The organism is Gardnerella sp. CCPDSM (genome assembly GCF_056754715.1).
This window is the reverse complement of record NZ_JBQEQO010000001.1, coordinates 178,194-191,206: the sequence shown is the minus strand read 5'-3', so window position 1 is coordinate 191,206 and position 13,013 is coordinate 178,194. Positions and strand designations below refer to the sequence as shown.

Genomic DNA, 13,013 nt, shown 5'->3' with positions numbered 1-13,013 from the left:
TTATTATTGTGTATCAAGAGTCTTTTTAAGGAGGATGAATGGCTGACGATATGTATGGTGCAAATCAGCAAGAATCCAATGAAAATGCGAATAATGAGTCCTACACTCAGCAAGAACAGCAGCTTCAGAATGAGCAAATCAACCCAATGCAACAGTATCAGCAGTATGAACAGTCTGAACAGCAAGTAGCTCCACAAGCTGCGTGGCAGGCGCAACCAGCGCAACCAGCGCAAGCTACTCAAGATACTCAACCTACTCAAGCTACTCAGGAGAATCAGCTGCAAACTCAACCAATTCAGCAGCAGCCACAATATCAGGCAGCTCCTTCGTATAGTCCTGCTCCAGAATTCGGCGCTTACGGACCTGCAAATAATGCGAATGTAAACGCTGAATCTAATGAGCAAAATAATAATTCTGGGCAAGAAGCATATTTTGGCGCACAAAATCTTCAAGGAAATTCGTCACCGAATGCTGGCATTTTTGCGAATCCGTATGTTTCCAATGCAGGCGCTGATTTTAATCAAATCAACCAGCAAAATCCTCAATATAACGAGTTGCAGAATAATTCGCAAAACAATCAGCCGAACGATCAGCTTAACAATCAGCCGAATAATCAGCCAAACCAACAAAGCGTTAATACAATACCGCCTGTATTTACTGCAATCATATCTGCATCAATTTCTGCAATAGTTTGCGTTATAGTAATGGCTTTTGCAATATCGCAAGGACTTATTTCACTTCCTCAAAGCGGATCTTTGGAAAATATTTCAAATACTTCCGGCCCTGGAAGCGCAGTTATTAAAGGTGGCCAAGCTCCCGACTGGCGTGCAGTTTCAAGCAAGGTTTCAGGATCCGTTGTATCAATACAAACTCGTTTAGATAAGGGTTCCGCAAAAGGTTCCGGAGCAATAATCGATCCGAAAGGCTATGTAGTTACAAATAATCACGTAATTGCAGGCGCAAAACAAATTCAAGTAACTCTTTCTAACGGCCAAATGTATTCAGCAACATTAGTTGGAGCCGATAAAACAACTGATTTAGCTGTTCTTAAGCTTGATAACGCTCCAAAAAATCTGAAGGCAGCGCAGTTTGCTGATTCAAACTTGCTTGCAGTTGGCGAACCAGTTATGGCAATCGGCAATCCGCTTGGATATGACGATACTGCTACTACAGGCATTGTTTCTGCATTGAACCGCCCAGTATCTGTTATGGACGATCAAAGCCGTGCAGAAATTGTTACGAACGCTGTACAAATTGACGCAGCTATTAATCCTGGAAATTCTGGCGGCCCTACTTTTAATGCAGCCGGCCAAATTATTGGTATTAATTCGTCTATTGCCGCAACATCTTCTAAAGGTGGCACAGCTGGTTCTATTGGCATCGGCTTTGCAATTCCGGCAAATTTGGTAAAACGAGTTGTTTCAGAGATTATTAAAAAAGGTTCAGTTAAGCACGTAGCTTTAGGAATTACGATTAAGAGCGTAGCTGTTGAGTCGAATGGCATCACTCGCGGAGGTGCTCAAGTTATTTCTGTAAACCAAGACACTCCTGCGTCTAAAGCTGGATTGAAAGCTAACGATACTATCGTTGCGTTCGACAATAAGCCTGTAACAAATAATTACGCACTGCTTGGTTATGTGCGAGCAACAGCTTTCAATGAAAAGGCTACGCTTACGGTAGTTCGTGGAGGAAACACTCTTAAATTAACCGTAAAGTTTGATCAAGAAGAAGCTAAAGTTACTGGCATGAATCGTCAAGAGAATCAAACAAATAAGGGTCAAAAGCGCAATCCAAACAAGAACAACAATGGTTCTGACGACGATGATGACATGCAACAGCGAGACGACGGAGACGGTGACGACGGTGGAATCTTCGATCCGTTCGGCTTCTGGTAAATTGAGAGGCACGCGCAAATAAGCACGCGCAAATAAGCACGCGCAAATAAGCACGCGCAAATAAATACGCGCAAATAAATACGCGCAAATAAATACGCTCCGACTGCAAAATCCATCTTGCATCGGAGCGTATTTGTTTATTTATTCATTTATTTAACGCTACTTTTGCGCTCGTAAACAGTAACTTTTCCATCGCTTGTTTGCGCTTTCCAAGAAGATTTAGTTTGCGCAATAACATGAGGAGTATAGTGCTCAATATTGTAATCTAGTGCAACAAAGTAGTACCATGGCTCGCTTGATTCAGTGACAAAGAATTGCGGTTCTTTCTTCGCTTTGCAAGCTGACATTTCACTCCACTCTTGATCCTCAGAAGGACGCTCGTTAGTAATAAACGAACTGTTTTTATAGCTACAATCAATAAGATTCTTTGCAAAATAAGGATTTGCGGTAATAAGTTGCCAAGAATATTGGTGTACATCTTCAAATTCAGGCGAAATAGTATTACCGTTGCTATCTGATTTTTCGTCTTGATGCAACCATGAAGTTACAAAACGCTTATTTTCTGCATGCTTGCTCTGAATAAATTGCGCAAGTGCGCGAGAACCCGAGTAGTCAAATCGAATATCGTTAACGCAAGCAAATATATTCCAAATCAAACTTGGAGCAAGCAAAATAACAATAATAGCGTGCGTTAATGCGCTCTTATTATTTGTCTTATTACTTAGCTTATTACTTAGCTTATTTGCAAACGCAATATCAAAATTAAGCGGCTTTTGATCAACGCACATCCACAGTTGCGCAATAAAGAACACAAATACGATTCCTGCGTGATGCAAAGTGAAATATTGCGTCGCAATAATAGCAAAAGTCAAATAAGGAAGAATAAGAGATACCAGCATTCCCCTACGTTTTGCAATAAGAATAGCAAAAGCCCAAATAAGTAGCGAAATAAGCACGCAAATAATAGTTGGCAATACTCCTAAAGACATTCTGCGCAAAGAAACGTCGCCAGCGAACGCTGTAAACATGCTTTCCGATGGCACTACGAAAATAAAAGACAAGAATTGAACAATATGAGAATTTCCGCTAACTGTTGTGCGTGCAGCAAAAGCATTAGCAGCTGGCCAGATGCAAACAATACTTGCTAATCCCACAAAAGCAAGAAGAACCCAACTTATAAGACGATTTACGTTAGAAAATATTTCGTAAAAAGCGCGCTTAATTACAGCCGCCTTAACGCTTCGCACAATCCAAGCTAAAGCGAAACCTGCAGCAATCGCAATTCCGTAAGCACTAACTACGCACATAAGCATAAGACTTAGCGCAAGTTTCCAAGTATAAGCCGGATTAGAATCCGCTTGTTTCCAGTAATACGCAACCATTAGCAAAGAAAGGCACAGTAATGCGTAAGGGCGCGCTGTCACGCCGTATTGGAAGCAAAGAAAATAAGTAAATGGCAGAAGCGCAGTCGTAATGCGATTAAAAGGAGCGCGGAAAATCAAGAATCCACCTAAAAGCGCAGCGCATAAAAGTTGCACGCCTTTAAGACCAATTTCGTACGGAACACCAGTTTTTGCAGGTATAGAAAGAAGAAGCGTCCACAGCGGAGGATGCCCCTCGTAGTGCGGGCGAAGCGTTAGCAAATCAGCAAAAGACGAGTCACGCGCAATAAGCCAACTCTGCGCCTCGTCAAACCACGGTTCATGAAAGTACATAACTACCGCAACAACAGCCATGTATGCAATAAAACTAAGCACGCGCGCATGCTTTACAATCCATAGTTTATCTGTTGTTTTCGGAGTATTTGTATTTGCAGTACTCGTATTCGTAATAGTATTTTCGTTCATAAATGTTTTATTTTCTTCTATAGTATTTTCACTAATACGCATATTTATATTTAATTATTTCTTTCAAAATTGCGTCAGTACTAAACTTCAGCAAATAAAAGCCCCAACCAAATAAAATCACGCTAACACCGTAACAATACAGTGCAAGCGTGATTTTAAAGTTTGAAATTTTTTTAGTTTTACTTTTCTGCTGCCAAACGACGAGCGTTAGCAACAGCATACAAGCTAATTCCGGCAGCAACCGAAGCGTTAAGAGACTCAACTGCGTTAGAAATTGGTATTCCTGCAATAGCGTCGCAAACTTCGCGAGTAAGACGGCTCATGCCCTTGCCTTCAGAGCCAAGAACCACAACTAACGGATCAGTTTCAAAACCTGTTTCGCCAACGAGCTTATCGCCGCCGCCATCAAGACCAATCGCATACCAACCGCGTTCGCGCAAGCCCTGAATTGCCTTATTCAAATTAACAACTCGCGCAACTGGCAAATGCGCTGCAGCACCGGCAGAAACTTTCCACGCAGCCGCCGTTACGGAAGCGCTTCTACGCTCCGGCAAAATAACGCCGTTAGCACCAAAAGCTGCTGCAGAACGAATAACAGCACCCAAATTTTGCGGATCAGTCACGCCGTCCAAAGCAATAAACAGAGGACGAGCATTAATTCGAGCGGCTGCAGAATCGGCGGCCTCCATTGCGCGAGACTTCTTTTCTGCACGCTCAACCAACTCTTGTAAAGAGTAATACTGGTAAGGCTGCACCTTCAAAATAATGCCTTGATGGTTGCTGGAACGAGCAATACGATCCATTTCCAATCGGTCAGCTTCTAGCAAACGCAAGCCGCGCACGCCTGCAAGCTTAACAATTTCGCGCGTGCGATCGTCATGCTCAATTCTGCTTGCCACATACAGTTGCGTACTTGGCACTCCAACTCGAAGCGCTTCAAGCACAGAATTACGTCCAATAACCAACTCGTCAGAATCAGACGCAAATTTATCTACCCTTCGCCTTGCAGCTAATCGCGGATCAGCGAAAGTGCGCTTAATAGCGGCTTTCTTAGCAAAATAAGCTTTGTGATACACGCGATCTTCAGCCTTTGGAGTAGGACCTTTACCACGCAACGCATTGCGATGTTTTCCACCCGACCCCTTGGTCGGCCCTTTTTTCGTAGTCATATTTTCTATTCTCACATGCCCCCGAGGCATTGAGTCTACGTTCTTTATTATTAGTGCGTTCTTACTTATTACAACTCTCTTGCTTATTAATTTTTAATTCCGCTTTTCTTTTCTGTTTGGCTAATAGCGGCGAGTTGTATGACATAATAGAAAAGTACTTAATTTATTGCAATAAGCTTTTGCTTGCTTAATTAAATAAACATATTTATATTAATCGGCAAAAGTTACGCAATATTCCACAACCGCGCAATAGTTACAGTGTAGAACGCGCGAAAATAGCGTTCGCATTGCGATTATTGACTACTCCGCGGCGCTCCCAAGGGGGAAAACATGGTTGATCACGTTCTTGATCAATCCAAAAATAATGCGTCTGATTCTGCTAATCAGGATCCGTCACTGCAAAACGTTCAGCAAGTGTCACAAGCTTTACATGTAGATGTGACTCGCGGCTTAAGTTCCGAAGAAGCATCTAAACGACTTGCACAATTTGGCCCAAACGCACTTGCTGCCGCTCCAAAGACGCCAGCTTGGAAACGATTCCTTGATCAGTTCAAAGATCCGCTTGTTTACTTGCTTATTGCAGCAACAATTATTTCTGCAATCGCATGGTTCGTAGAGCGAGCGCAACATAAGGGTAACAGTGGCGGCGAAATTCTGCCGTTTGATTCCATTGTTATTATCATAATTTTGATTGCAAATGCTGTGCTTGGTTTTATTCAGGAATCACGTGCAGAAGAAGCAGTTGAAGCTTTGGCAAGAATGAGCGCTCCGCAAACTTCAGTTTTGCGAGACGGACGCGTCATACGCATCGATACTACGGAAGTAGTTCCGGGCGATATTCTTGTTCTTGGCGAAGGCGACGCAGTTTCTGCAGACGGTCGTTTAATTGCTGCAGCATCGTTGCGTATCGCTGAAGCAAGTCTTACAGGCGAATCAGTTGCTGTAAGCAAGCGCCCGGATACTTTGCAATCCGCCAAGGCTTTGGGCGATCGCACAAACATGGTTTTCAACGGCACTGCCGTAACTCAAGGAACCGGTCGCGCTATCGTCACTTCAACTGGTATGCACACTCAAGTTGGCAAAATTGCGGATATGCTTTCCAAGTCGGAAGAAGAAACCACTCCTCTTGAGCGTGAAATGGTGCGAGTTTCTAAAGTTCTTGGAATTGCAGTGTGTGTTATTGCGGTTATTGTTCTTGCATCAATGTGGCTTCTCGAAGGCTTCCACACAATCCAGGATATTATTGATTCGCTTCTGCTTTCTGTTTCGCTTGCGGTTGCTGCTGTGCCAGAAGGCTTAGCTGCTATTTTGACTGTTGTACTTGCTTTGGGCGTTCAGCGCATGGTTAAGCATCATGCGGTTGTGAAGAAGCTTTCTTCTGTAGAAACTCTTGGTTCTGCTTCCGTTATTTGCTCCGATAAAACAGGTACTCTTACTCGTAACGAGATGACTGTTGAGCGCGTAATAACACCTAGCGGTGAAGTTCAGCTCACTGGCAGCGGTTACAAGCCGGAAGGTCGCATGGTTCTTCTTGATTCTGCGGATGCGGATCTTGCTGTTCCTCAAAATCTTGCTACGGAAGTGTTAGGAGCTTTAGGCTCCGGCTATTTGGCTAACGATGGCGATCTTCATTACGACGAATCTACTAAGAGTTGGCAGCCGGTTGGTGATCCTACAGAAGTTTCTATTGTTGTTGCCGCGCGTAAAACGAAGGCAGATAAGCGTTACGCTCACTTAACTCGTGTTGCGGAGATTCCGTTTACTTCCGAACGCAAGCGCATGTCTGTAGTCGTAAAAGATGGTTCAGATTCTGGAAATCTTATTGTTTGCGCTAAGGGCGCTCCGGATGTGCTTCTTTCTTACTGCACGCGTATTGCAGTAGCTGGTGCCGTACGTCCGCTTACTGATGGCGATCGTGAAGATATTTTGGCTACAGTTGAGCGTCTTTCGGGCGAAGCTTACCGCACTCTTGGCATGGCGTACCGTCCGCTTGGAGTGGATAGTTTGGCGAAAGTTGACGGCATGACATCTAACGCTGCCGGCCAGATTGCTGACGTTGCTGAGCAAAGTGACGTGTTGGAGTCTGATTTAATTTGGAACGGCATGGTTGGTATTATTGACCCGCCTCGCATTGAAGTTCGAGACAGCGTTGCTCAAGCTCACCGAGCTGGAATCCGCACTGTTATGATTACCGGCGACCATCCGCTTACGGCAACTCGTATTGCTCGAGATCTTGGCATTGTTGGCAAAGACGAGCACGCACTTACTGGCGACGATCTCGATAATCTTCTTTCTCTAGACGACGACAATATTGCTTTTGACGAAGCAATAAACAAAACCAGCGTTTACGCGCGAGTTGCTCCTGAACACAAGCTTGCTATTGTGTCTTCATTGCAACGTCAAGGAAATATTGTTGCTATGACTGGCGATGGTGTAAACGACGCTCCAGCTGTAAAGTCGGCAGATATTGGCGTTGCTATGGGCATTACCGGCACAGAAGTTACGAAAGAATCTGCAAAGATGATTCTTGCGGACGATAATTTCTCGACTATTGTTGCTGCTGTGCGCGAGGGTAGAGGAATTTTCGACAATATTCGTAAATTCTTGCGATACTTGTTAAGTTCTAACGTTGGTGAAGTTTGCACAGTTTTCGGTGGCGTAGTTTTTGCTGGCGCGCTTGGAATTACGCAACCTCACTCTGTTGGAGTTACTTTGCCTTTGCTTGCAACTCAGCTTTTGTGGATTAATTTGCTAACGGACGCTGCTCCTGCTCTTGCTATGGGAGTTGATCCTCAAACTGATGACGTAATGGACAGGAAGCCTCGAAAGCTTACCGATAGCGTTATTGACCGACGAATGTGGGGAGATATTGTATTTATCGGCATAATCATGGCTGCTATTACGTTAATTGGCATGGATATGCATTTGGCAGGAGGCTTATTTACTGACCGTTCTGTTGGCATTATGAGCCACGCTGCACAAATGACTCACGCTCGCACAATGGGCTTCACAATTCTTGTGTTTGCACAAATGTTGAACGCATTGGCATCTCGTTCCGATTCGCAAAGTGTGTTCGTAGGTTTGTTTGCAAACCGTTGGCTTTGGGGCGCTATTGCAGTTTCTGTTCTTCTTCAGTTGGCTGTAATTTACATACCATTCTTGAACGAACCATTTGGCACTGTGCCTTTGAGCTTAACTGAATGGTTTGAGTGCCTTGGCCTTTCAATGGTTGTGCTAATAGCTTCCGAACTTAGAAAGTGCTTCTTGCGTTTTCTTGCTAAGCGTAAAGCTGCAAAAGCCTTAACTATTGCAGCTTAATAAATAAATTATTAATCTGCCTTGCAAATACGCGGTACAGTACGTAGTTTTCTTACATCGGCTACGTTTCTGTGCCGCGTTTTGTGTTTTTATTTTCTATAAAATTTTTTGCACTCAATCACAGACCGCGGCACGCGCTACAATTGGCCGTATTGTAATTTTCGTACAAAATAGAGAACAAATTATTTCGTGCGAACAATGAAGTTGTTTATGTGTTGATACATCACAAGGAGATTTGACGCTATGCTGTTGTCTGATCACGACATTCTCAAAGCTCATGATGAGGGTCATATTGATTTGACCCCATGGACCCCGGAAATGGTGCAGCCTGCGTCGATTGACGTGCGTCTTGACCGATTCTTCCGCTTATTTAACAATCATGCGTACACGTATGTTGATCCTGCAGAAAATCAGGGTGAGCTTACTGAGCAGTTTGAAGTTGCTCCAAACGAGCCGTGGATTTTGCATCCAGGCGAGTTCGCTCTAGGAGCTACTTGGGAGTACGTAAAACTTGACGCAACTATTGCTGCGCGTTTGGAAGGCAAAAGCTCGCTTGGTCGCCTTGGTATTTTGACTCATTCTACAGCTGGCTTTATTGACCCAGGTTTTGAAGGGCACATTACTTTGGAGCTTTCTAACGTGAGTACTTTGCCTGTTAAGCTTTGGCCTGGAATGAAGATTGGTCAAATGTGCTTCTTCCAGCTAAGCTCACCATGCGAAAACCCGTACGGCTCAGCTGTTAATGGATCTCACTACCAAGGTCAGCGCGGCCCAACACCTTCGCGCTCGTACGAGCATTTTTATCGCGCGGATTTAAGCGAATAATTTAAGCGAATAATAAATTAGGCTGATTAATCAGTCTAATTTTATAGAAAAATTGAAAATTCAGAAGAAAAGTACAGTATTCACAGAGAATTTTCAGGCTGTATTACTGTACTGCACAGAATAATATGGTTTTATAATATTGTCGAACGAAACGGCAGGTGCGCAGCACCTAAAACTTATTCTTTTCTTCTCTCCTTTATTTCCCCGGCGCATAGCGCCGGGGTTAAATTTTTTTAAGCCAAGCAACACAGCATAGGCCATGCGCTTAACACCGTTACTAACTCAGCTAGCGAACTGAGAAAATAACGGTAATAAGCAAAACACCGTTACTAACTCAGCTAACAAACTGAGAAAGTAACACTCAAACACTAAAACGCCTGTATAATTCCAACCACATAGGGCACGTTTATTTTTCGTGCAAATTGAAGCACGCAGAAGCGATTATTTTGCACAATCCTTCCATAATCGCGTCCACTGGAGAAGCTGATCTCCAATTCAAATACAACGATCTATAAGGCTTAGGATTCTTAAATTCACGCAGCATTAAACCAGCCGGTTGCACAATAGGCGGCACTGTTGCTAAACGCGGCAATAAAGTCACGTCGCGACTGCCAACAACCATATAACGCAATGTTTCTAGCGAAGTAGCTCTAAACTCTGACTGTTTTGCACCAACTTTTTGGCACACGTCAAGCATACTTCTTCGCATACAATGCCCATCCTCTAACAAAAGTATGCGCTGAGTTGACAATTCCGAAATATCAATCGGAGTGCTTTCGTGCCCAAGTTTAGAACTTGTAGAAGCGGCTAAGAGAAAATCTTCATCAAAAATATGTTGCATTTTTATTGAGGATTCGTTCAAGCTTTCGCTTAATATAGCTGCATCAATTTGACCACTATCAAGCAAACCAATAAGTTTTGAAGATTTTTCTTCTACGAAACGAATAGTCAGACTCGGTTTTATCTTGCGTATCGTTGGCATAATACGTGGCAGTAAATACGGGCATAACGTTGGGAATACACCTAAAACTACTGTCGACGACCATGGGTCTTCTGCACGTCTTGCAGCTTGACGAATACTAGACACGTCTGATTGTATGCGCCTTGCGTAGTACACAACTTCTCGCCCAGCTGGTGTCAAAATTTGTTTGCCAGGAGCTCTTTCAATAAGATCCACTCCTAAACTTTCTTCAAGCTTTTTAATTTGCGTAGAAAGAGTAGGTTGCGAAACTTTCATACGAATAGCAGCTTTAGTAAAGCTTTCCTCTTGGGCAAAAGCTACAAGATACTCCAAGGCTCTAATATTCATAACACATCTCTTGTCTTTAAAGTTGCGTATTTAATATTAATGCAATTAATAAGTGTTTACAAAATAGCAAATTATTTATTTTGCGGATTGCGAATAATGTAGTCGAATGCGGATAAAGCTGCATTTGCGCCAGATCCGTACGCCGTAACGATTTGCTTATACGGCTCATCCGAGCAATCTCCTGCAGCAAAAATACCAGGAACTTCTGTGCATCCTGCTCTATCCGTAATAATTTCTTTTCTCTTATTAAGAGGCAGCTGATTTTCCAGCCAGCTAGTATTTGGAGCCAAACCAATTTGCACGAATACGCCGTCCGCTTCAATAACATGCTCTTTAGATTCGGAATTATTTGCGCTGTTTCGATCTAAGTAATGCACTGCCGTAACTTTATTGCCATTACCTTCAACTTTGCTTACAGCAGCGCTCGTAATAATTTCAGTATTTGGCAAATTATGCAAAGTATTTAATAATACTTGATCCGCTTTAAGAGTATCCATAAATTCGACTACAGTAACATGCTTTGCAATACCAGCTAAATCAATCGCTGCTTCTACTCCAGAATTGCCTCCGCCAACAACTACAACATTCTTGTCTTTAAAAAGCGGACCGTCACAATGAGGGCAGAATGACACTCCCCTGTTGCGATACTCGTCTTCTCCAGGAACTCCCAAAGTACGCCAAGTTGCACCAGTTGCAACAATCACGGCACGAGCTTTCAAAGAGCCACCAGAACGCGCGTGAATAGTATGCAAACCGTATGCTTCTTTAGCTAAATCAAGCGAATCTGCCCAATCTGGCGTAAAAACGTCAATATTGTATTGCTCAATATGTTTAGTTAAATCTGCAGCCAGCTGAGCGCCAGTAGTATGCGTTTGCGAAATATGATTTTCAATACTTTCGGTTTCTACAACCTGACCGCCGCGATGATCCATAATCATAGCCGTGCGCAAACCTTTGCGCGCAGTGTAAATTGCAGCAGCTGAGGCTGCAGGACCGCCGCCAACAAGAATAATATCGTAAGGATCTTGTGCATTCATTTTCTCTGCGAGCGAAGCGTTTTGCGCAGAAGTGCTATTATTTCCATCAGATTTTTCGTTAGACGCAAGTATTGCCACCAGTTCGTCTATTCCTGCTCGTCCGGAAGAAATAAGTTTTCCGTCTTCAAACACTGCCGGCACGCTCATTACACCAAGGCGCTCTACTTCTTCTCTAAAAGCGCTACCTTCTACTGCGGTATGCTGAATTTTAGGGTTGATTATGGAAATAGTATTTAGTGATTGCACAACTTCTGGGCAATTTAAGCAAGTTACCGACATGTAGGTTGTTACGTTGTGCGAACCGAGTTTTAGTATTTCGTTGCGCTGCTCTTCGCTAACTTTCGGAGCATATCCGCTTACTTGCAGCAGTGCTAAAACAAGCGAACTAAATTCGTGACCCAAAGGCAAGCCTGCGAAGGTCACTAATACTTCATTTTCTTGATTATTACTATTTTTAGATTCTGCGCGCCTAATTACAAAACTTGGCTTTCGAATTATGCCATACTGATTTGCTACTTGTTCGCCTTCAACAATACTGATTTTGCTACTTTGTTGAGATACTTCATTAAGTAGTGCGCGAACTTTTTGAGATGTTTCAGAATTATCCGTATACGCTACAAGTTCAACAGGAGAAACCATCTTCTTTAATAATTCCGCCAGCTGAGCAGTTAATGACGCATTCAACAAAGACATAATTTACTTCCTTCGGTAGTTTTAGTCACAAGTAAAAATAAGCGAATGCGTAGGAAACTATGAACGTAGCTCCCTACGCATTGAGAAGATTCTTTAAAAAAGATTCTTTAATATTTAATTGCAAAAATCAGATTTTGCCGACTAAATCGATAGAAGGCTCGAGCGTTTCTTCGCCCTGCTCCCATTTTGCTGGGCAAACTTCGCCCGGGTGAGCAGCAATATACTGTGCTGCCTTAACTTTGCGAAGAAGTTCGTCAGCGTTGCGTCCAATTCCATCAGCTGTCATTTCGAAGAACTGAATCATGCCTTGTGGATCAACCAAGAAAGTTGCGCGGTGAGCTAAACCGGACTCTTCATTCCAAGCATCAAAATTACGCGAAAGCGCACCGGAAGGATCTCCCAACATTGTGTACTTTACTTTTGCAATAGCTTCGGAATCGTCATGCCATGCCTTGTGCACGAAATGAGTGTCCGTAGAAACGGAATATACTTCTACGCCAAGCTTTTGCAATTCTTCGTAATGGTTTGCTAAATCTTCCAACTCAGTTGGGCAAACGAATGAGAAATCTGCTGGGTAGAAGAAGAAAATAGCCCACTTGCCGAGTACGTCGACATCGCTTACTTCAACAAATTCACCATTCTTATAGCCATTAACTTTGAATGGAAGAATATGCGTGTTCATAAGACTCATATTATGCTCCTAAATATATTGATTTTGCGCATTCGTTGCGCTTTCTTTGTGCTTTTGATTTTCACCTTAAGAATAGGTTACGCCTATAAAGAATTCTAGTTTTATAGAGATTTTCTATAGACTCCATACTTAATATCAATGTCTTTCAAGTGGAGCGGACAACGGGAATCGAACCCGCCTCTGAAGCTTGGGAAGCTTCCATTCTACCGATGAACTATGTCCGCAAGTT

At 43.1% G+C, this 13,013-nt stretch carries 8 protein-coding genes and 1 tRNA gene; 3 read left to right on the top strand and 6 right to left on the bottom strand.

All coding sequences use genetic code 11. The features are described 5' to 3' along the window. Window positions 1-38: 38 nt before the first annotated feature. Window positions 39-1,895 (top strand): S1C family serine protease, encoded by a 1,857-nt coding sequence (locus ACTJLE_RS00825; RefSeq protein WP_481267012.1) that lies wholly within the window; start codon window positions 39-41, stop codon window positions 1,893-1,895. A 149-nt stretch (window positions 1,896-2,044) separates the two neighbouring features. On the opposite strand, the gene ACTJLE_RS00820 is transcribed toward ACTJLE_RS00825, so the two are convergent. Both ACTJLE_RS00820 and rlmB read right to left on the bottom strand, forming a co-directional pair. Then, window positions 2,045-3,784 (bottom strand): ABC transporter ATP-binding protein, encoded by a 1,740-nt coding sequence (locus tag ACTJLE_RS00820; RefSeq protein ID WP_481267011.1) that lies wholly within the window; start codon window positions 3,782-3,784, stop codon window positions 2,045-2,047. Window positions 3,785-3,921: 137 nt separating this feature from the next. Further along, window positions 3,922-4,911: a 23S rRNA (guanosine(2251)-2'-O)-methyltransferase RlmB gene (gene rlmB, locus ACTJLE_RS00815; RefSeq protein WP_481267010.1), complete on the bottom strand. Its 990-nt coding sequence runs from the start codon at window positions 4,909-4,911 to the stop codon at window positions 3,922-3,924. 330 nt (window positions 4,912-5,241) lie between these two features. Between rlmB and ACTJLE_RS00810 the strand changes: the two genes are divergently transcribed. Further along, window positions 5,242-8,229 carry a cation-translocating P-type ATPase gene (locus ACTJLE_RS00810; protein WP_481267009.1) on the top strand — a complete coding sequence of 996 codons (2,988 nt, stop codon included), beginning with the start codon at window positions 5,242-5,244 and terminating at the stop codon, window positions 8,227-8,229. 243 nt (window positions 8,230-8,472) lie between these two features. Next, a complete protein-coding gene (gene dcd, locus ACTJLE_RS00805; RefSeq protein WP_481267008.1) occupies window positions 8,473-9,054 on the top strand; it encodes a dCTP deaminase in 582 nt (193 codons plus the stop codon). A 406-nt stretch (window positions 9,055-9,460) separates the two neighbouring features. Here dcd and ACTJLE_RS00800 read toward each other — a convergent pair whose 3' ends face one another. From ACTJLE_RS00800 to ACTJLE_RS00785, 4 genes are all read right to left on the bottom strand, one after another. Further along, window positions 9,461-10,363, bottom strand: a complete 903-nt coding sequence (locus tag ACTJLE_RS00800) for a LysR substrate-binding domain-containing protein (protein WP_481267007.1) — start codon at window positions 10,361-10,363, stop codon at window positions 9,461-9,463. Window positions 10,364-10,434: 71 nt separating this feature from the next. Then, window positions 10,435-12,093, bottom strand: a complete 1,659-nt coding sequence (ahpF, locus tag ACTJLE_RS00795) for an alkyl hydroperoxide reductase subunit F (RefSeq protein WP_481267006.1) — start codon at window positions 12,091-12,093, stop codon at window positions 10,435-10,437. A 127-nt stretch (window positions 12,094-12,220) separates the two neighbouring features. After that, the gene (gene ahpC / locus ACTJLE_RS00790; RefSeq protein WP_481267005.1) at window positions 12,221-12,784 is read right to left on the bottom strand and encodes an alkyl hydroperoxide reductase subunit C; all 564 of its coding nucleotides are present in this window, start codon (window positions 12,782-12,784) and stop codon (window positions 12,221-12,223) included. A 150-nt stretch (window positions 12,785-12,934) separates the two neighbouring features. Further along, window positions 12,935-13,008: transfer RNA gene (locus ACTJLE_RS00785), tRNA-Gly, on the bottom strand. Window positions 13,009-13,013: the final 5 nt, after the last annotated feature.

Bases quoted from the DNA above. Each gene is read 5' to 3' on its own strand.
- ACTJLE_RS00820 (WP_481267011.1), bottom strand. From the start codon at position 3,784: ATGCGTATTAGTGAAAATACTATAGAAGAAAATAAAACATTTATGAAC.
- dcd (WP_481267008.1), top strand. From the start codon at position 8,473: ATGCTGTTGTCTGATCACGACATTCTCAAAGCTCATGATGAGGGTCAT.
- rlmB (WP_481267010.1), bottom strand. From the start codon at position 4,911: ATGACTACGAAAAAAGGGCCGACCAAGGGGTCGGGTGGAAAACATCGC.
- ACTJLE_RS00800 (WP_481267007.1), bottom strand. From the start codon at position 10,363: ATGAATATTAGAGCCTTGGAGTATCTTGTAGCTTTTGCCCAAGAGGAA.
- ahpC (WP_481267005.1), bottom strand. From the start codon at position 12,784: ATGAGTCTTATGAACACGCATATTCTTCCATTCAAAGTTAATGGCTAT.
- ACTJLE_RS00825 (WP_481267012.1), top strand. From the start codon at position 39: ATGGCTGACGATATGTATGGTGCAAATCAGCAAGAATCCAATGAAAAT.
- ACTJLE_RS00810 (WP_481267009.1), top strand. From the start codon at position 5,242: ATGGTTGATCACGTTCTTGATCAATCCAAAAATAATGCGTCTGATTCT.
- ahpF (WP_481267006.1), bottom strand. From the start codon at position 12,093: ATGTCTTTGTTGAATGCGTCATTAACTGCTCAGCTGGCGGAATTATTA.